The organism is Cohnella yongneupensis (assembly GCF_042655785.1).
Classification (GTDB): Bacteria; Bacillota; Bacilli; order Paenibacillales; family Paenibacillaceae; genus Cohnella; species Cohnella yongneupensis.
On record NZ_JBHSNC010000010.1, the window covers coordinates 14,520 to 33,044 of the forward strand.

Genomic DNA, 18,525 nt, shown 5'->3' on the forward strand with positions numbered 1-18,525 from the left:
TGCTAAAATTAAGCGTTAGGTTCGCGCGGCGCAACTTTGACTGTCGCAGAACGGGCTCGCGTACTTATCATCGAATTTAGATAGGGGCTGTCATTGTATTTCACACGATACGCATTATCGATTGGGTCGTTGATCTGCCCCTCGATTGGTTCAAAAGTGACTTCCTTCGTCATGCCAGCGACAGTGATTCGTCCTGCCTTCTGTCGAACTGCCGCCCGATACCAACGGGAGTTCTGACCATTGTAGGCACGCACAAAGAGTGAGTCACCAACCACAACGAACCAAATCCAAGTCGGGGTGCCGTAGGTTACTCCGTCCTCACGGAACGGTGAGATGTGCAGATCATCAGCATCTGTGATCCTGCGCAGTTCGTCTTTTAACCAAGTGACCATTGCGAATCCTCCTCGAAAATTAAGCATATTTATCTATACCTTTGACATATTGAGCATTGATTGTATAATCAACTCATGTTTATAATTTAAAACGGAAATAAGTTACTTTCAATCGTCAATATCATGCGATGTGTAGATTATTGAACAAATCATCAACAGTTGTTGATTACCTTGGAAAGGTGATTTATAAAATGTCAAAAGTAGATAGAAGGGTACTCAAATCTCAAGAGGCAATAAAGAAAGCAATTCTTGAACTTATGACTGAAAAAAACTTCGATGACATTACAATCCGGGATATTTCCGACAGAGCAAATGTTAATAGAGGAACAATCTATCTCCACTACATGGATAAATATGACTTACTTGATAAGATTATCGAAGAACACATAAGTAATCTCCGTGAACTTTGCCAATCTGCATCTGAGTTGACTTTTAGAGAAGGAAATTATATCTGGTTCGAATACTTTGCGGACAATCATTTGTTCTTTTCAACAATGCTTAACACGAAAAGTGCAGCTCATTTTCGTAGTCGATTTCTTGATTTAGTTGTCCAAGAATATAAGGTTGAAGTTGATGTAACCGAAGGAAAGAATCAGGGTTTAAGTGAAGATGTTATCCTTCAATTTTTTGGGGCTGCAGTCGTAGGTGCAGTGGAATGGTGGTTCAGGAATGGGATGCCTTTACCGCCACGTGTCATTGCAGAACAAACAGGAATATTGTTAGATAGGAACTTTTAGTCGTTTTTACAAATAGCTCATAGAACAAGGAGCAGATATCTTATACTCAACTGCTCCTTATTTGTGTAACAATTTGGTCAATGAATTAATATCCCAACAAATATAGTGCTGTTTTTCACAGCACCTCGAACCCGCCAATCTATAGCTACTTACATTATGCTCGCTTATGCCAGTGTCCCTAACAGACGCTTCCGCTTACGAAGTTCACGTTTGATCGTACTTTCACTGATCCGTGTCAGACTGGAGACTTGCTTAATCGTATGGGTCTCCAGCAAGTTGATGGCATGATTCATTTGTACTTTTGTGAACTTATTAGGGCGCCCCTCGCGGAACCCCTCCTTCTGCTTAGCAATATCTTTCCCCTCACCAGTACGTTCGACAATCATATCTCGTTCAAACTCAGCGAAAGCGAAGAAAATGTTGCGGATCAGCTTGGAAGTGGGAGTGCTATCCAAAATTCCGATGTTTAAAATATGCACCCTTACCCCTCGACTGATTAGTTCATTTACGATCTGTGCGCCTTGGATCATACTACGGGCAAAGCGATCCAGTTTCGTAACGACCAGAGTGTCGCCTTCCTTCAATACTTTACAGAGCTTTGTGAATTCAGGACGATCCATCTTGGTTCCCGAGAATGTGTCGGAAAAAATATTATCGCGGTCGACCCCTTCAGCGATAAGTGAATTGATCTGATTCTCTAAGCTGTTACCATGCTTGGACTGACCTACCGTTGATACCCGAATATAACCATACCTTACTACCATTATGACCACCGTCCGCGACTTTTTGGCATCTAATTACGACCCTAAGTTTTGACACCGAATAAACCGGCATTCTACCATCCAAAATTCAAGCATAATTGGGTAGTCCAAAACTTAAGAGTTATGATACCTTGGATGACGGGTTTTTTGAACCCCTACCGGAAAGAAACTTCTTTCATGTGTTCTTTTGTGGGGATTTAGCCGGTAAGCCAGGACTCGGCAGCTGCGAGACGTTCCTTCTATATAATAGAAGAATCAGGGCAAGAGGGAACCGACTAAGGATGAATCGCTTATATATAGAAGAAACACAATTCGGAAGTTACCAAGCTGGCAGTATAACGGCTTGTGAGCGATCAAACGGTACTTGGACGAGAGGGTTTTCAGAAAATCGATTTGTGGGGCTCGCAGATGAAAAATTACGACCGAACCGAGAAGAAGGAAAACGAAAGACTATACGAACTTGGAGTGATGTGGAATGAAGATCGACCCCAATGGAAGCTGCAGGTAGAACAAACGGCAGATGCATTGATTCAGCAGACCCCTGTCGAGATTAAACCCCTCACTCGATTCGACTTCCCGAAGAAAGGTGGCGTCTACGCCTTTACTACTGTAGAGGATGACAAGTGTATCTATGTCGGGAAGTCCGGCGATCTGAGGGATCGCGTTTTTAATGCTCATCTGACCGGAAAAGGCAGATCCAGTCGGAGGGGTGCTCTGTTAGGGCGAAAAAAGACCCGAGATCAAACACCTGTTACAACGGAGGACGATCTGGACGATTACATCGAACAACATTACCGGCTTCGCTTCTACATTATTGAGGATATAACTTTGAGGGGCTGTATCGAAGATTATCTTAACGCTCTCCTAAAGCCGATCTACTCGGTATCATTAAGCAAAAAATAGGTCAATAATAAAATAAAGGCAGTATAGAACTCGACTTACGGGTTCTAAACTGCTTTTTACATCATTTGCAGTAACCACATTCGATTAATGCAAGTTTCCCACGATAGCTAATTTCGTATATATCAAGAGCTTCTTTCCTTGAAGTAAACTGCTTCCATCCTCCAGTCCCATGTTGCTTTTTCCACCCTTGCTCAGTTTTCTGTTTCATTTCTATAATATATGGACAATTATCGTGATCGAGATGAACTGTAAATGTTTTAAGGGGGATATCAATATTCGCCCAAGCCTTCATTGCTTCGATACCTCCAACACTGTGAACTTAGAGTATTAAGTTGTTTTTAAGGGCTACCAACCCTACCAAACCTTATCACTTAATACTGAAATTGCTTTTTTTTGAGGGGGTCAGTGGGTTAAGTGGGTAGAGTGATCCCAGGCTAATTTACCGATTATGCTAACCTCTATCTGTTCCATACCATCAACCTACGCGACTTACCCCATGTACATAAATCCCATCTTACCTCAGTCTGTATATGTACGCTGCATCATTCCTAGATTTTCAATACTTCTTTTTCTTCATCTCCCCATGAAAAACTCCACACCACTTCTTGTACTCCACATTCATCGTCCGCATAGAAAGCGCCCCATTGTTTCGGCTCTTTTGGATTGTAAATAACAACTTTACTGTAATTACCATCTCTGATATACGTCTCGCCAAGGCTGAACATCTCATCTTTAGTGGAACTGCGATCCAATTCTAGAACTGTAAGATCGAATATAGGGTCTTCTTTCAAAAACTTAGTGGAATTCAGATACTCCATTGTAACTTCAACATCGTCCGGCACCATGTGGAAGATTTTTTCAGATGCCACATTCTCAAACTTAGGTGCTGAATCAACCACCCTCTCAACCACAAAGAATTTAAAAACTCTTGGTGAATAATGCATAGAACAAATCAACACATCCGAGTAGGATTGACGAAAGCCCGTCTCAAACAACTTATTGAACTCGTCTTGGGTCATTGAAGGATCTGAAATATCAATAACCTTGTAGGATGAAGAACATCCGTCACCTCTTTCAATTGCAGTTTTGAACCAATCTAACTTCACAACATTCATCTTTACCCCTCCTATTTTATGTTTCAAATAGCATAAACAAGATGCAGTTTCTTCTCTTAAAATATTTTTCTACTGTGTTATGATTTTGAGGAACTTGACCCGACAAAAGAGAATTTGTTCTTTTAACCCCGATTAGGAGGGTTTTTGGAAAATCTACCTTCTGTATACTCCAAGAGGGAGCAACTACGACCAACCTTCTATGGGGGCTGCCCTTACCTACTGCTGGCAATAGATGCAGTTACCATCTAAGTCCATGAGGTCGACTGGATAGATAAAGATTTCGGACTTCAACTCCTCGGGAATGCGCCGGGAATCGACGATGGATACCCTTCTGCCGAGAATCCGTTCCTAACTCGAATTGCAGATACGATGTGGGTTCCCAACTGTAAGGTGTAGATTGATCGAATACCGCTAGGAAGTTCCTATCACTGGTTGGTGACTCTTTCCGGTAAAGGAGTGAGCCGAACAACTTTAGGGTGACGGCTCCCTATTCGGCGGCAATGCGCCGAATTCGTGACTTGTTCGAGATGACACAATCGAGTGCGCTCATTTGCAAATCCTTCACTGCTTTCATAATTTACTGGTCATATTCAATTACCTGATGCTTGTGGTGCTACTGGTGCCAGGCGTTGATCATTTCTAATACCGGATCTGATCTGAGCAGAACTGCAGAACTCGCTGCAAATCGACCATTCGGCAGTCACAAAGCTTCGTTACGATCAGCATCGGCTCATTGTTGGTGATCCGGTAAAGGTCGAATAGGGATCGGTTGTCCTCTTCCTCGATGCAGAGGAATATTGGATTTGTTTTGTAACGGAGTTCTAAGCGGAGCATTGTGACGGCGAGTATCTGGATATGTGAGTCGATTGCGCTATGCTGCCCGCTTGTTCAATGAAAAAGCAGCCAGCCGCAGCCATCTGCTCATTTCACTATAGTCTTCGTTAGTTGAATATCATCACCAATTTGTTGATAATATAAAGAACTGAATTTGGGGGTTTCCATATGAATCAAAAAATTGAAAATTTGCTTGCAGTTACGAAAAGACTTGAGAAAAGCGAAATCCCATATGCATTAGGCGGAAGTGGGTTATTGCTTAGTTTTGATTTGACTAATACAGTACGTGATTGGGACATAACAACCAATGCCTCTATAGAGGATGTTCTAAACTCCCTTTCGGGTCTGCATATTGAAGAAATAACAAGTGGCGATTATCCATTCGCCAGTTCATTTAAATTACTTATTCATGAGAATGACCCACAGGTAGAACTTATTGGAGATTTCACTATTCAAACGGATAATGGGATATGCAAAATTCCAACCATTCCTGATTCACGTTGGGAAGGGGTTAAGGTAGGGAGCCCCGAGGCATGGTACGTTGCCTACTCTCTAATGGAACGAATAGAAAAAGCAAATTTACTTCTATCATACCTAAAAAACAATGGTGCAAATGCCCTTACCATTGAAAAATTAGTTGAAGAACCACTTCCAGATGTAGTAGTAAAGAATCTTTATTCACTTTTGAAGTAATCTGCCCATTAGTTGATCAGACTGCCATTAAAGCCGACAGCCTGCTGTCATTGTGATGTATTTTGCCCGTTAGCCACTCATGCAGCGCAAGTGCGCGCTGCACCACAGAGGATGAAAATAAATCCACCAGTCTATACTGCTTGTAGGGCTGGCGAAGAAGGTCGATAAGCTATGGTGCCATAGAGCCCAACCGTTAGTCTGACTCCGACCACCACGGTGCATCACAGAATGTCGCACCCGATATGGGTAGCACTTATGGGAGATTAATCCTTTTTTGGTTGTTGCACCAGCCTTGCCTTTATTTTTGTCAGTAATCGTTTTTGCTCCAACTCTATATGATTACTCACGAGGCTCAGCCTTTTTTAAAAAGAGTTATCCTGGGTCTTTTTTCTTATGCTCATTTACTGGTTTTGAGCTAATTTAATTTTCATGGGAGCTTAATGATACCCCCTCGCCTCTCACTTCGGGAATGGGATAATGTACTTGACTCAAAACGGGAATGGGATCTAGTTCTTGCCACCGTGCGGTGACAACTAAGCTAAGATTTACGCGACTTTTAATGGGAGAATGTTCTTGACTTTCGACATCTAACGACACAAATGTGCGGACATAAATGACACAAATGAGCAGACATTTTCTTCTTCTCACTTTGCATTTGTCACTTGATGAGAGTAGTAAAAAAACTCCACACTCGGCGCAGAGTTTTTTACTATTTGCTACAGATATCAAACAATTCCTTTAAGCTTGCCCGGTACTTATTTTCGCAGGGAGAAAGTTGTTATGCCAGATGTTCATGCTGTGCGAGCAGCGCCAGACTGACGCCGCGTTCCTCCGCTGCCTTCCGTACGCGTTCCACTACCCGTTCGGCCTGTGCAAATCGAGGAGGATTATCGAAAGTATCATAGTGGATTGGAACAAGCGTTTTCACGCCCAGAATGTACGCCGCTTCCACCGCTTGCACAGGTGTCAGGACTGCCTCAAGGCTGGAGTGCGGCTTCAAATACGAAATCTGAAGCACAACTCCGTTTATTGGCATCAACGCCACGTCGATTGGGCCGTGTTCACGGGCGATCTCCCACCAGAAGCCATGCCAGAGCGTGTCGCCGCAGTGAATCGTCTTCTTGCCGCCGCCTTCGACAACCCAAGCGACCTGCGGAAAACCTAATCCGTCCACGGACGGCACAGCGGTCACGTGCATCGCGCCGACTTCCACGCGCTCGCCAACCTCAAGCCCAGTCACATTGTGCAGTCCGGTCTTGCGCACGTTCTCGACCGCTGCTGCCGGCGCGTAGATCGGCACATTGGCACCGAATGCTGCCAACAGGGACGGCGCGTCAAAATGGTCGGCATGCTCGTGTGTGATGAACACACCGGACGGCTGGGACAACGCCGACAGATCGGTTAACTCCGCCAACTGTTTCCCCATCAACCTTTCCATCCTGGCATCGATCTGACCCAACGGATCGATTAGAATCGTCGTCTCCTCTACTGTGATGCGTACTCCAGCCCAAGACAGCCTCTGAATCTGCATACGATCGCTCCTTTTCCTCAATTACGTGTCATTCTCGTGCTTCATTTTGTCCAAGTGCAGTTTGACGAATGGCTGTACCTTTTCCGGACACTCCAAATGGATAAAATGGCCCGCTCCCGGAATGATGTGCACCTCTGATTGCGGAAGTTCGTTTTCCTTGATCACAAACGCTATATCTTTTGGGGTGAAATGATCATTATCCCCCCATACGATCGTGACTGGAGCGATTATTCTGGAAAGTTTCCCCGCCTCTGATTCCAACTCGTCAAAGTTTGTATTACGGTATAACTGCAAAGAAACCTCCAGGCCTTTCGGGGTCGTAAAAATTTGATAAAAGTCCTCTAGCACCTCGTTCGCGACGGTTGGTATTTCTTTTTTCATCGTGGCATTCCAGCTTTCGCGGTTCGCAAAACCGGCCATATACTGCTCCCCGACCTGCGGAATTCGGAACTTCTCGCCAAGAGGATGCCATTTTGCATAGTGGGTATATAGGGTATCGCCGAGAAATAGCGATAATACTTGCGATGGATTTTCCGAGGCCCATTTCAAACCAACGACGCCTCCCCAATCATGTAGAAATAAGTGAACGTGGGTGAGGCTGAGCTGCTGCATAAACGAACCAATAAATTCTACATACCGGTCCAACGTTAGCTCCAAATCGAACGATTCACTCTGCCCGAACCCTGGAAGATCCGGCGCTATTGCCCGATATCCGGAATCTACAATGAAGGGAATGATGTCTTTCCAAGCAAGTGAAGTTTCAGGCCAGCCATGTAATAATAAAACGCAAGGATTTTGCGGGTTGCCTTCCTCTAGATAAGCAATATTTTTACCGTTCATTTCGAGTGACTTCTTTTTCAAAGCGATCGCTCCTCGATTTCGCATCATTAGTTGAGACCGATCAGTCTCTTATGTTCAAAAAAAATTAATTGACAACACAGCTGTTTAGGTAGTGATAGAGCTGGTTTAAGTACATTTTGACATACTGACTTTTGCCGTACAGTTTTCCCATCATGACGCTGCCCTCAAATGCTGAAGTGAGGAACACTGCAACTTCACTAACATCAATGTCTTTACGAAAATCTCCACTTTCCATTCCTTGCTGAAGAATGGATTCAAGAAATCCCAGCCACTCGTCCATCGCTTTTTGCGCCTTCTGGCTGAGCATCGGATGCGTATCGTCCGTATCGATCGCGGTATTCAACAGCGGACACCCACCCGCGAGCGGTGGATCTTCAGCAATGTTCGCATAGACCGATAATACTGCGATTAATTTCCCCGTAATTGTCTTTTCTTGAGCGTATGCTGCCTGGTATCTCTTACGTAACACGTTGATGGCAAACTCAAACGACTCAAATGCCAATTCATCTTTATTTTTAAAGTGACGGTATATTCCTCCTTTTTCTAACCCTGTTATCTGCATGACGTCGGACATGGCTGATCCAGTATAGCCCTTCCGGTTAAATAGTTCCGCCGACTTCTTGATGATCATATTCCGGGTGTCGAGTCCTTTTGACATGTTATCCTCCAACAATAAACATTTTCGTGAAACCGATCGGTCTCTTATATAATCGCCTAAAAGTTAGCAATTGTCAAGCACAAGGTCCCACGACTCAGACTATCCCTCATTATGGAGTGGCTCAAATCAAACTGTATTACCGTTACGCTAGCATCAAAACAACCTGTTAGTTCCAATGGCCTTTGCATAGGTTGTTTACGCAAAGTAACTCTAATCGTACCTGGTCTTATTGCAGTGTAATTAAAGATCATAATCGGGAGTTTGATAATAATAATTTGCCGCTGCTACCGAAATCATCCATTGAATTAATCTTTCCACCCCTATGCTTTCGTGTTCAAACATTTCATAATTAAGCGATTTTTTCCGGAAACTGCCTATCGATTACCGAATCATCATCTTTACTAGCACTTGGACTAACACTCGGGATTGCACTCCGACTTGCGCTCGGGCTCGCACTCGGACTAACGCTCGGGCTCGAAGTAGCTATTGTCGGAGACTGATCATCGTCAGAATGGTTATGTGAGAATACAACGACACAGAAAACAATAAAGACTCCCCACATGAACGCATTAACTTTATCATTTTTAGAAAATCGGAAGAAACTCTTCTTACTCAACCCTCAATCACATCTCCATTCGACGTTTTCTCTTCGAGTTAATGCGCCCCTGATTATAAAGCGAACCTTTGTCATAGATCAGGTCCAGACCAAAATCACTCAAGTAAAGCCATACAACCTGCCATGATAAATCTATGCATCATAAAATTTACCGATCAATATTTCGAGCACGATAAAACAGCCACGCTATAGATAAAAGGTGCCGTTTTTCACGACACCTCAAGGGTGAAAAAGAAAAGGTATTTGACCGAATAAGGGCAGCTGCACTCTGGTACATTTCATATGATTGCTTAGAACAGGTAATCGAGATAGATCAACAGAATAAGACCCAACGGTATCCCTTAATATTCCTCGGGCAACAAGACTGTATAGTACTTAGTTTTACCATCATCACCATAAATCGCCCAAACCTTCTGTGGAAACAAAATCTTGTTGTCAACGGTAGCCAATTCTCGTTCCCATCAGTAACAATTGTAGTGCCACCTTTCACTTCGAAAGTTAAAAAGTATTCCTTACCTTCAAAAAGCCTATTGATAATAGATATTACCATCTGCCAGTCTCTACAACCGATCCGTTCTACACCGATTGTCATCACGAATTGCATTTGTCATATCCCTCCCAGCAACTCATAAATATGACGAAGAATCTACCTTCTTTATGTTCAGCAAAGACTTAGCGATCAGGTTGTAGTAAAGTATCTGCACTTCTTCTTCATTAAGTCCGAGTTCCGCCATTAACTTTCCATGCTGTTCGAACTTTGCACGCTCACGTTCCTCGTATTGAGTGTTAGCCGCGAGTGCTGCCCTGACGAGAATGGCGGGATCAAAGCCATGCGTTTGATACGCTTCAAAAAGAATATTGTAATCCACTAAAGATAACTGAGCCAAAGGTTCAGATTCCTTCGAGATATAGACCAAAGCCTTAATCTCATCTCGGTGAATACCGTCCTTTATGACCTGTTCAGTGTAGGCTTCGAGCTTTATGCTAAGGTATTCTTTAGTATAATCACCGATATTCATAAACTCGTCGTAATCTAGTCTAGTCTGAGACTTCCCCGACAGTTGCCAAATAGCTACAGGGACTCTTTTACCTAGGGAGGGCGTGATGCTCGGGAAGCCCCTGAATTCAAGGTCAAACCCCTCTAGATACCCCTTTCCAACAAGATGAGCGTTAAACTTACGCTTCATTTCAACTGTGTTGATATTTTTGTTATATGAGGCATACAGAATCGAACTCATACAAAATCACCCTTTTCGGATAGTTAGGACTCATCAAGTGTTGCTTGGTACAGATTTTTTTAAATCTTGGGATGACGTCTGCCGGAGTCACCTTCCAAGTTCTTTAGGAGCAGAAGGTGCATTTCGCGGAAGGTGGAGCCGATAGCATTTGCTTTCAAAAGAAAGACCCGAAAAGTATATTTGCTGTTTTCTGACATCATCATGCGGGTAGATGCCTTATTCTGTCTTAGCGCTTGACAGGTAAGGAGTAAACTAAATTGGATGTATGCCTTAACGTAATCAGCGTCCAAAATACTGTTGTAGAGCCGGTACTCTATTGTCGGCTGCCGCCCCGAGAGTAAATTATGTAGGTTTATGATACGATACCGACTCTCATTTCTCCTTATGGTTCTGACCGCATCCATGGTTCCGGCATACCAGATCTCCTTAAAATGATCCCATGTTGTGGTCTTTTCTACATTGAGTTGATTAATGAATTCATCGGACAGATAAGAACAATACTGCCCCTTACGAACTTCTCTTACAGTAAAAGCATTTGCCATCATATACTGCTTGCTGTAAACGATATTACACAAGACCCGTAAGCTTTTCGGATTGAACAATTCGGCACCAACGTGGACATGTATGCCGCAGTTTGCGCCGGGTACGATTGTATTTTCTTCATTACGAACAGCGTCGATAGAGCCGTCACCCAATACCTTCCAATTACGATCCTGCTGATCGGGAATGTGAAATTCTTCATCGTCCCATCCTCCGAACCGGGCGAAGGTCGAGCCGAATACCTTTACCAAGACTTGGGCTGCGTGTTCGCGCGTAATGCCGCTAAATTCGACCTCTACGCCAAATGTTAAATCTTTAAAACCCACATCCAAATGCACCATTCCTAACTTATTTGATGATAAAAGAAGAAAACCGCCCTGAGTAGGCGCTCGGCTGGTTGGGCTAGGACGCACCCATAATGGTATATTCGGTTACCAAAGGTTGCGGCTTCTGGCGGCACTCATTACTTATGTATTCATTAATAAACTGCGTGCCTACCCCCCTTATGTCCATCACATTCTCCACACCTAGAAATTACCAAATTTATGAGTAGTTGTATTCTAACATTCTAGTTTTATTGTGACCAGTTTCTCGACCCGGTCAACTCCGAAGAATTTCAAAAATGTTCGAACCATTTTTGTGACGGTATGCTGAATAATTAAAAACCACCCTGTGGCTGGGTGGTTGGGTAGAAAAGTTAGTTGGCTTTAGTCCTAAGCACAGAAATCTCTCGTTCGATGGCTTGGTCCACTACTTCTTTCCCGTATTTATTGTCCAAATACATTTTACGGAAGTAGTCCTTCGCATTGGAATGATTCATTCGTTGGAAAGCAACATTGAGTGATCCGTTTATCAATGCTCCTAAGCCTAGAATGATCATGGCTAGCTCCTTTTGTGTTAAACCTATGCCGAGACGCTGAGCTATTGTATGTATCAACTGAATCAACTTCGGACATGCTTCTCAACCGCTTCAAGACCTGCTTTACCTGCCATGCCCCTTGCGAAAATTTGTGCTGCTCTCAACTCTTCTGCCGCGGCTAACTTTAACTTATAGCCAAACAATTTGTTCGGATGTATCACGGAGAGAATGAGGCTGAACAAGCGGACCAACATTTTAACACTGTATTCCAGAAGCGATCCCTTCCTGACCATATCGAAGAAGTTTATCTTAAAAGGAACTGCTAGAAGAAGGTGAGATTTCCATTAGCAAGCTTCTTGTTACACTCGGTTTTGCGTCCTCAAATAGCGAGGCGAGGCGCAGTGTCACTCAAGGGGCAGTTAAAATAAACGAAACTAAGCTTCTTGACCCTAATGATCGAGTTCAGATTCAAAGTGGGGACATCGTTCAGGCAGGCAAGAGGAAGTTCGCCAAAATAGTTGTTGGCTAGTGGAATGTTAACAAACGAGATTTGAAACGTACGTCTCAACAGAACGGCCATCCGAAAAGGATGGCCTTAAAACTTGCCGATACAGATAGCACGGTGAACCGTATCATAAATAACGGCAAATTTATTGCATTAATCTGCTTGCTGGCATTTATGGGTTTAAAAAGACCGCCTTCTAGGCGGTCTAAAGGGCAAACAATAGATGTCCGGTTAACTATCTTCCTTTAAATGATGCTTGGGTCTTCTCTAAGAATGAATTCGTTCCTTCTTTGAAATCCTTTGTGGACGCTATCAAACCGAAGTAATCTGCACCAAGAAGCGCGGATTCTTCTAAAGTTAGATTACATCCTCGATGAATTGCCTCCCAAGTCAGTTTTACCGCGATAGGAGCCTGGGATAGAATTTCTAGGATAAGAGCTTCTGTTTCGGATAATAACTTATCAGGCTCAACAACCCTATTAACCAAACCTATTGTATAGGCTTCTTCTGCAGTTACGGCTTTTCCGGTGAGCAACATTTCTGCAGCGCGTCCCTTGCCTATGAGTCTGGGAAGTCTCGTAGTTCCTCCAAAACCAGCAACAGCTCCAATTCGGACCTCAGGATGACCTAATCTAGCTTGATTAGTAGAAACACGGAGCGCACAGGATTCGGCTAACTCAAGCCCACCTCCTAGTGCGAAACCGTTAATAGCAGCAACAACTACCTTCCCCAACGATTCGATTTTATTAGTAACCGAAACAGCCAGAATAGCTAAATTCCGCACTTCCAAAGGAGTGGCTTTATTAAGGAACTGAATGTCCGCACCTGCGGAAAATGCCTTTTCCCCAGCACCGGTAAGTATCACTGCCCGTACATTTGAATCCGTTTTAACGCTCTCCAAGATGGACGAAAGTTGCTCGAGAACCTCTTCGTTTAAAGCATTTAACGCTTCCGGTCTGTTTAGTGTAATTCTAGCGATTCCATTTTCTACAGTGTAGAGAACGACATCTTTGTTTACCAATATAAACCCTCCAATTGTTCAGTGTTTGTCCCACCAACAAGATGATTATTCGAATATGATTGAGGTATTCCGAGAATTCAGCATTTCTCCTGCACATTGCTCCAGTAGCTTAATCATTTTCCTGTACAATGATCCTCCCAGACTCAGCCGTCTTACTCCCAGTTCCTTCAGCATGCAGCAATCGGTAAGATCAGGCGATGCCATTACATTGAGAGGAGCGAGTGTGCATGATGCAATGGTTTTGATGTCTTCCGCATTCTTTAGCCCGGGTACAAAGATCCCAGATGCACCACTCTCCCAATAAGCTTTTGCCCGAGTCAGTGTTTCGTTGAGAGGAGCTTGATTTAGAAGATATGTGTCGATCCTTGCGTTGATATAAAAATGACTGAAGCCACTATTCTCTAGGGCATCCCTAATTCTAGAGAGAAGTTTGCATTGATGCGAGACTTGCATCAACCCCGATGCACCTTTCAATGAATCTTCGATGTTGATTCCGACAGCCCCTAGATGTGCCACTTTCAATACGTTTGTGACGATCATCTCATCGTTTTCTCCGTAGCCCGACTCTATATCCGCTGTGACGGGAACTTGTACATGATCAACGATTCGTTTAATCGTGGAAAGCTGAATATCGAAATCAATCACTTCCCCGTCCACATACCCCAGACTGGCGGCGATCCCCCAGCTCGTTGTACCGATCGCTTTGAAACCCACTTGTTCAAGGATTCGTGCAGAAGGTAAATCCCACGTGTTTCCAAGCAGCAACAGTTCACTCGAGTCGTGAAGCTTTTGAAACAGTTCAATTTTGTTCATATCCTCTTCCTCCAATGGCATGTGTTGGTATGTATCGTTCAATGGGTCCTGTACCCAGCAAATCTTAAGTGTAAATTTCATATTCACCTTCTGGATCTGTTAATGAGACTTTATCACCGGGAATATCTATAAAGTCCGAGACCGCGACAGCAACAAATGGTATTGGGGTTTAGCCTACATTTATTCCAATGTTATCCTAAGGGTAGTGGCGATAAATACTTAGGGATTCTTCGATGTGAAAAAACTTGCCGTTACAGACAGCGCGGAGAACCGTATTATAGTTTCAATTCGAATTGCTGCATTATCCTGCCGTTAGCCACTCATGCAGCGCAAGTGCGCGCTGCACCACAGAGGATGAAAATAAATCCACCAGTCTATACTGCTTGTAGGGCTGGCGAAGAAGGTCGATAAGCTATGGTGCCATAGAGCCCAACCGTTAGTCTGACTCCGACCACCACGGTGCATCACAGAATGTCGCACCCGATTTGGGTAGCGCTTATGGGAGATTAATCCTTTTTTGGTTGTTGCACCAGCCTTGCCTTTATTTTTGTCAGTAATCGTTTTTGCTCCAACTCTATATGATTACTCACGAGGCTCAGCCTTTTTTTAAAAGAGTTATCCTGGGTCTTTTTTCTTATGCTCATTTACTGGTTTTGAGCTAATTTAATTTTCATGGGAGTTTAACAACCGACTGACTGCCCACCAGTCCATAACAACCGCTTTAGCTCATATTCGGAATCGCCTGCGATAGTGCCCGAACCATATTGAACAGCGATGATAAGGTTTTGTTGTCCGTCACTTTGCCATCCAACCCTATCATCTTACTGATGAACGGTACGGCAAGAGATGCTTCTTCCGCGTTGTTTGAGCTATCGTTTTCAGTTAGTTCAGCATCATCACTTTAAGATAGCTTGTAAATAGGCTCTCTACTCAGAATAAAAATCTTCAATTTTAACATTCAAGATTTACTCAAATCCGCGCTCAGCAAGCGGTTAAGGCAAAAAATTTCACCTCACTTGTGATACGGTTCTCCGCGCTGTCTGTAACGGCAAATTTTGATACCGTTTCGCACGCTCATAGCTCCCGCTTTGAACTTACGAAAACGTACCGCTACTTAAGTTAACTAAACGATAAAGGCTGATGGTTACTGTTACTTGACTACAGATACATTGAAGCCTCTCGTGATGAGCCAGACCGCTAGGATCATTTCATTTGCGAAGATCGGAAGCGCCAAGATCCCCCCCCCATGCAGAAACTTGATCAATGATACCGAACATTTCTAACAAGGCAGTTAGAAAAATCAGTGCTGACCCTGTCATACCCAACAAGGGGATGAACCTGGGTACAAGTTTGGACTTATAAAAGATATAGCTATACATCATCGTATTAATTCCTAGAAAGAAATTAGGTCCAAGCATAAATGTCCAGTTATGCATTGCTTTTAGCAAAGTACCCCAAACTTGATAAGAAGCGATATCCGGTGCTCCCGCGGCTATATAGTCCTGGCTTAAAGTCAACAGGGACAATACGCTGATAACCCCGACCGTAATAACAACGGCCTCCATAAACCGGAAGCAAACATGCCAAATAGCAATCGTTCTATTATATTTTTTCAAGAATGGGAACATTACGGTTGCAGTACCGACCGCTGAAACGACAAGAATTAACTCCATAAGCGCTCCCAGGACCACCTGATTAGCGTGTGCAGAACCTTGAATCAGGTATTCCGAATCGTTCAGAATCGGTTTATATAAAATAACACCTAATATAGCTGTAATGGCAGCAATAATAAACAGAACACCTGCGATTCTTGATGCTGTCTTCGTTGAAAAATCCATTTTCCTCATCTCTCCTCCGAGTTTTCTCCGTAAAAGAATACCTCTTCCAACGGTAAGTTAAAGGCGTGAGCAATACGAAATGCCAACTCCAGTGACGGGGAGTAGTTCCCCTTTTCAAGAGCCACGATCGTTTGTCTGGTTACACCCACCTTGTCGGCCAGCTGCTGCTGAGTCATTTCATTATGGTTGAATCATAATTTTCTGATATGATTGCCAACAAGAACTTTACCCATCTTAGACTCCTCTCCTGTAGTGATACAGTCTCGATAAAGAACCGGTTACGTCTGAAAGAAATCCAGAGACGATTAGGACGATGAACATCACCTTCGAGGGCTGGTCGATAACCAAGGAGCCCATAGCCAGAAGAAAACCGATGACAAATACAGCTCGTTTGCCGTTAGCGCAATACACGAGCCATAAATCCATTGCTTAATAAATTAAAGATCAATAACCTCCCCGTCATTAGGTATAATAGCAACTTGCTCCAATCCTCGTTCCTTCAGGAAAGACCGGAGGTGCTGTCGCTTGAATGTGCAATGGCTGATGGCATCCATATGTACGGCAATAAGTCTCGTGGTTGGAGACAACTCTGCAAGACGAACGATATCTTCTGCAGTCATTGTGATGATAGTCCCTAACAACATCTGTGCACGAGGCGTATTCAATATCGCAATATTCGGTTGATATTTCAGGAAGGTCTCTTCAATAGCGGGTGTGTAGATGCAGTCGCCAACGATATAAATGGATCCATCCTTTGCTGTGCTTACAATATACCCGGATACCGGGCCTAGCAGCTTGGCGGCGAAGCCAGGGGCATGTTGTCCTTTTATACGTTTCATCTGAATGCCGCACCATTCATACGATTGCTGAATAGCATGTACATGCATAAATCCCGCTGTCTGCAAGAAGGCCTGATCCTCGGGCTGACAAAAGACAGGCAATTTTTTATTCAATATGGACAGGGCCTTCTTATCCAAATGGTCAAAATGGCGATGTGTCAGAAGTATTGCGTCCATGTGTTCAAAAAAATGAAGCGGAACAGGTAAAGGCGTTAACGGATTTCGGCGAAGCGTACGAGTGAACGGCACCGGCGGGAGCTCGCCTGGATCACTTAACATAGGATCGATCAATATCTTTTTGCCGTTAACGATTAATACCGACGTAGCGTTTCGTATGTGTTGAAACGACATACCCATTTCAATCATCCTTTCAATTTTAATACCGACCGGTCTGTTTTAATTTAACATAGTCCAACATACAGAGCAAGCATAATTCTCCAGCTATCGCATTGAATGCAAAAGGAAACTATGATAGTTTAAGACCAATCGGTATTTTTAATGAAAGAGGGATAGCTATGGGAAAAGGACAAGTTACGAAAGAATATATTATTCGCCAATCCGCCGAGCTCTTTAATACAAAAGGCTATGCAGGTACATCTCTGTCGGAGATCATCGAGCGTTCCAATGTACGCAAGGGGGGCATCTATAATCATTTCGAAAGTAAAGAGGAGATTGCATTAAGCGCATTTGACTATATGTTTGCTAAGTTAAAAAATATCTTGACAGAGGCAATGTCTGAGCGGTCCGAGCCAGCAGAAAAAATACTGGCTATTTGTGATGTTTATATCAAGTTGGTTGAACAAAATATATTGGAAGGCGGCTGCCCCATATTGAATACCGCTGTTGAGAATGACGACGGCCACCCTATGTTAAAACAAAGAGCCCAGCATGCAATGAATGAACTAATGACGAGTCTTGGGGAGATCATCAAGGAAGGCATTAAGCGGAAGCAGTTTCGAAGCGAAATCGAAGTGGAGGCCGCAAGCAGTGTAATAATCGCTCTGATAGAAGGCGGGGTTATGTTGAGCAAATTGTATAATGACAACAAATACATTCGGCATTGCACGAACCAAGTAAAGATTTATATTCATGGGGGTATGGCAGTCTAACAATCAGCATTTATTGCACTATCCTGCCCTTCCTCAAAGAAAAACAGGGAGCAGAAACGGCCCGCGATCTGCTCCCTGGTTATTTCATCGTCTCCCGATAGTATGTCCGCGCTTTTATCAATATCAGTATTGGTATCCCCGACGCGGGTGTAGATATGGTTGGCACGAACCTTTCTGCCATTGTCGGAGAAATCCTCCGTCAGAAAATACGGAGTATCGGTGCTGTTCTTGATGATCAGGATATCAACTTCGTGGTTGGCGATTCTCAATGTTCGCATCTCAACTCTCGGTCGGATGCCGGAGACGAATCGTTTGGATTTCAGGAAGTCGATCATCTGCTGCTGATTCCTGCGGTTTTCGTCATTCTCAACCCCGACAATATCGAAGGTTCCGTCAGAAATACCGAAAATGATGCAGGCGTCCCTGTCTACTCGGTTGTTTGCCATACAGATGATGTCGTGGAGCAGATTGGCTTTATTGGAATGGTGCTTCTCCTTGAAGTCCCAGTAATCATCTTCCCGTTTGGAGAGGATCAGGGCTTTTATTTCGTCTTCTAAATCGATACTCCGCATCGATAAACATACCCTTCTGTATCTTATACTTATCTCAATATAACAAAGACCGGCAGAAGTGCCGGTCTCGATGAACTATCTTGATATATA

Annotated in this window: 20 protein-coding genes; 5 read left to right on the forward strand and 15 right to left on the reverse strand. The window is 43.6% G+C overall.

The annotated features are described in order from the left end of the window. Positions 1-8 precede the first annotated feature (8 nt). Entirely contained in the window at positions 9-392 is a 384-nt protein-coding gene (locus tag ACFPQ4_RS02720) for a DUF2255 family protein (RefSeq protein ID WP_378110195.1), read from the reverse strand. Between the two features lie 191 nt (positions 393-583). Here ACFPQ4_RS02720 and ACFPQ4_RS02725 point away from each other — a divergent pair, with 191 nt between their 5' ends. Continuing rightward, positions 584-1,129 (forward strand): TetR/AcrR family transcriptional regulator, encoded by a 546-nt coding sequence (locus ACFPQ4_RS02725; RefSeq protein WP_378110197.1) that lies wholly within the window; start codon positions 584-586, stop codon positions 1,127-1,129. Positions 1,130-1,293: 164 nt separating this feature from the next. On the opposite strand, the gene ACFPQ4_RS02730 is transcribed toward ACFPQ4_RS02725, so the two are convergent. Then, positions 1,294-1,893, reverse strand: a complete 600-nt coding sequence (locus ACFPQ4_RS02730; RefSeq protein ID WP_378110199.1) for a recombinase family protein — start codon at positions 1,891-1,893, stop codon at positions 1,294-1,296. A 405-nt stretch (positions 1,894-2,298) separates the two neighbouring features. Between ACFPQ4_RS02730 and ACFPQ4_RS02735 the strand changes: the two genes are divergently transcribed. Next, positions 2,299-2,793, forward strand: a complete 495-nt coding sequence (locus tag ACFPQ4_RS02735; RefSeq protein WP_378110200.1) for a GIY-YIG nuclease family protein — start codon at positions 2,299-2,301, stop codon at positions 2,791-2,793. A gap of 61 nt (positions 2,794-2,854) precedes the next feature. Here the strand turns inward: ACFPQ4_RS02735 and ACFPQ4_RS02740 are convergent, their stop codons facing one another. After that, the gene (locus ACFPQ4_RS02740) at positions 2,855-3,085 is read right to left on the reverse strand and encodes a hypothetical protein (protein ID WP_378110201.1); all 231 of its coding nucleotides are present in this window, start codon (positions 3,083-3,085) and stop codon (positions 2,855-2,857) included. A gap of 256 nt (positions 3,086-3,341) precedes the next feature. Next, positions 3,342-3,908: a hypothetical protein gene (locus ACFPQ4_RS02745; RefSeq protein ID WP_378110202.1), complete on the reverse strand. Its 567-nt coding sequence runs from the start codon at positions 3,906-3,908 to the stop codon at positions 3,342-3,344. A 1,002-nt stretch (positions 3,909-4,910) separates the two neighbouring features. Between ACFPQ4_RS02745 and ACFPQ4_RS02750 the strand changes: the two genes are divergently transcribed. Beyond that, positions 4,911-5,435 (forward strand): hypothetical protein, encoded by a 525-nt coding sequence (locus ACFPQ4_RS02750; protein ID WP_378110203.1) that lies wholly within the window; start codon positions 4,911-4,913, stop codon positions 5,433-5,435. A 778-nt stretch (positions 5,436-6,213) separates the two neighbouring features. On the opposite strand, the gene ACFPQ4_RS02755 is transcribed toward ACFPQ4_RS02750, so the two are convergent. From ACFPQ4_RS02755 to ACFPQ4_RS02775, 5 genes are all read right to left on the reverse strand, one after another. Further along, entirely contained in the window at positions 6,214-6,966 is a 753-nt protein-coding gene (locus tag ACFPQ4_RS02755) for an MBL fold metallo-hydrolase (protein WP_378110204.1), read from the reverse strand. A 21-nt stretch (positions 6,967-6,987) separates the two neighbouring features. After that, the gene (locus ACFPQ4_RS02760; RefSeq protein ID WP_378110205.1) at positions 6,988-7,827 is read right to left on the reverse strand and encodes an alpha/beta fold hydrolase; all 840 of its coding nucleotides are present in this window, start codon (positions 7,825-7,827) and stop codon (positions 6,988-6,990) included. Positions 7,828-7,891: 64 nt separating this feature from the next. Continuing rightward, positions 7,892-8,485, reverse strand: a complete 594-nt coding sequence (locus ACFPQ4_RS02765) for a TetR/AcrR family transcriptional regulator (RefSeq protein WP_378110206.1) — start codon at positions 8,483-8,485, stop codon at positions 7,892-7,894. A gap of 1,242 nt (positions 8,486-9,727) precedes the next feature. After that, entirely contained in the window at positions 9,728-10,339 is a 612-nt protein-coding gene (locus tag ACFPQ4_RS02770; RefSeq protein ID WP_378110207.1) for a hypothetical protein, read from the reverse strand. A 59-nt stretch (positions 10,340-10,398) separates the two neighbouring features. Continuing rightward, positions 10,399-11,205 (reverse strand): amidoligase family protein, encoded by an 807-nt coding sequence (locus ACFPQ4_RS02775; RefSeq protein ID WP_378110209.1) that lies wholly within the window; start codon positions 11,203-11,205, stop codon positions 10,399-10,401. Positions 11,206-12,081: 876 nt separating this feature from the next. On the opposite strand from ACFPQ4_RS02775, the gene ACFPQ4_RS02780 reads away from it, so the two are divergent. Next, positions 12,082-12,267, forward strand: a complete 186-nt coding sequence (locus ACFPQ4_RS02780; protein WP_378110528.1) for a S4 domain-containing protein — start codon at positions 12,082-12,084, stop codon at positions 12,265-12,267. 211 nt (positions 12,268-12,478) lie between these two features. On the opposite strand, the gene ACFPQ4_RS02785 is transcribed toward ACFPQ4_RS02780, so the two are convergent. From ACFPQ4_RS02785 to ACFPQ4_RS02805, 5 genes are all read right to left on the reverse strand, one after another. Then, a complete protein-coding gene (locus ACFPQ4_RS02785; RefSeq protein WP_378110210.1) occupies positions 12,479-13,264 on the reverse strand; it encodes an enoyl-CoA hydratase/isomerase family protein in 786 nt (261 codons plus the stop codon). Positions 13,265-13,309: 45 nt separating this feature from the next. Beyond that, positions 13,310-14,077: an isocitrate lyase/PEP mutase family protein gene (locus ACFPQ4_RS02790; protein WP_378110212.1), complete on the reverse strand. Its 768-nt coding sequence runs from the start codon at positions 14,075-14,077 to the stop codon at positions 13,310-13,312. A gap of 1,208 nt (positions 14,078-15,285) precedes the next feature. Next, positions 15,286-15,915 (reverse strand): DUF4386 domain-containing protein, encoded by a 630-nt coding sequence (locus ACFPQ4_RS02795; protein WP_378110213.1) that lies wholly within the window; start codon positions 15,913-15,915, stop codon positions 15,286-15,288. Between the two features lie 5 nt (positions 15,916-15,920). Continuing rightward, complete coding sequence (locus ACFPQ4_RS02800; RefSeq protein WP_378110214.1) at positions 15,921-16,091, reverse strand: helix-turn-helix transcriptional regulator; 171 nt, start codon at positions 16,089-16,091, stop codon at positions 15,921-15,923. A 261-nt stretch (positions 16,092-16,352) separates the two neighbouring features. Beyond that, positions 16,353-17,111, reverse strand: coding sequence for an MBL fold metallo-hydrolase (locus ACFPQ4_RS02805; RefSeq protein WP_378110215.1), 759 nt, complete (start codon positions 17,109-17,111; stop codon positions 16,353-16,355). Positions 17,112-17,269: 158 nt separating this feature from the next. Here ACFPQ4_RS02805 and ACFPQ4_RS02810 point away from each other — a divergent pair, with 158 nt between their 5' ends. Continuing rightward, positions 17,270-17,863 carry a TetR/AcrR family transcriptional regulator gene (locus tag ACFPQ4_RS02810; RefSeq protein WP_378110216.1) on the forward strand — a complete coding sequence of 198 codons (594 nt, stop codon included), beginning with the start codon at positions 17,270-17,272 and terminating at the stop codon, positions 17,861-17,863. Here the strand turns inward: ACFPQ4_RS02810 and ACFPQ4_RS02815 are convergent. Then, positions 17,860-18,435: an ATP-binding protein gene (locus ACFPQ4_RS02815; protein ID WP_378110217.1), complete on the reverse strand. Its 576-nt coding sequence runs from the start codon at positions 18,433-18,435 to the stop codon at positions 17,860-17,862. The two genes, ACFPQ4_RS02810 and ACFPQ4_RS02815, sit on opposite strands and share 4 nt — an antisense overlap. Between the last annotated feature and the right edge of the window lie 90 nt (positions 18,436-18,525).

Bases quoted from the DNA above. Each gene is read 5' to 3' on its own strand.
- ACFPQ4_RS02720 (WP_378110195.1), bottom strand. From the start codon at position 392: ATGGTCACTTGGTTAAAAGACGAACTGCGCAGGATCACAGATGCTGAT.
- ACFPQ4_RS02725 (WP_378110197.1), top strand. From the start codon at position 584: ATGTCAAAAGTAGATAGAAGGGTACTCAAATCTCAAGAGGCAATAAAG.
- ACFPQ4_RS02730 (WP_378110199.1), bottom strand. From the start codon at position 1,893: ATGGTAGTAAGGTATGGTTATATTCGGGTATCAACGGTAGGTCAGTCC.
- ACFPQ4_RS02735 (WP_378110200.1), top strand. From the start codon at position 2,299: ATGAAAAATTACGACCGAACCGAGAAGAAGGAAAACGAAAGACTATAC.
- ACFPQ4_RS02740 (WP_378110201.1), bottom strand. From the start codon at position 3,085: ATGAAGGCTTGGGCGAATATTGATATCCCCCTTAAAACATTTACAGTT.
- ACFPQ4_RS02745 (WP_378110202.1), bottom strand. From the start codon at position 3,908: ATGAATGTTGTGAAGTTAGATTGGTTCAAAACTGCAATTGAAAGAGGT.
- ACFPQ4_RS02750 (WP_378110203.1), top strand. From the start codon at position 4,911: ATGAATCAAAAAATTGAAAATTTGCTTGCAGTTACGAAAAGACTTGAG.
- ACFPQ4_RS02755 (WP_378110204.1), bottom strand. From the start codon at position 6,966: ATGCAGATTCAGAGGCTGTCTTGGGCTGGAGTACGCATCACAGTAGAG.
- ACFPQ4_RS02765 (WP_378110206.1), bottom strand. From the start codon at position 8,485: ATGTCAAAAGGACTCGACACCCGGAATATGATCATCAAGAAGTCGGCG.
- ACFPQ4_RS02770 (WP_378110207.1), bottom strand. From the start codon at position 10,339: ATGAGTTCGATTCTGTATGCCTCATATAACAAAAATATCAACACAGTT.
- ACFPQ4_RS02790 (WP_378110212.1), bottom strand. From the start codon at position 14,077: ATGAACAAAATTGAACTGTTTCAAAAGCTTCACGACTCGAGTGAACTG.
- ACFPQ4_RS02795 (WP_378110213.1), bottom strand. From the start codon at position 15,915: ATGGATTTTTCAACGAAGACAGCATCAAGAATCGCAGGTGTTCTGTTT.
- ACFPQ4_RS02800 (WP_378110214.1), bottom strand. From the start codon at position 16,091: ATGACTCAGCAGCAGCTGGCCGACAAGGTGGGTGTAACCAGACAAACG.
- ACFPQ4_RS02805 (WP_378110215.1), bottom strand. From the start codon at position 17,111: ATGGGTATGTCGTTTCAACACATACGAAACGCTACGTCGGTATTAATC.
- ACFPQ4_RS02810 (WP_378110216.1), top strand. From the start codon at position 17,270: ATGGGAAAAGGACAAGTTACGAAAGAATATATTATTCGCCAATCCGCC.
- ACFPQ4_RS02815 (WP_378110217.1), bottom strand. From the start codon at position 18,435: ATGCGGAGTATCGATTTAGAAGACGAAATAAAAGCCCTGATCCTCTCC.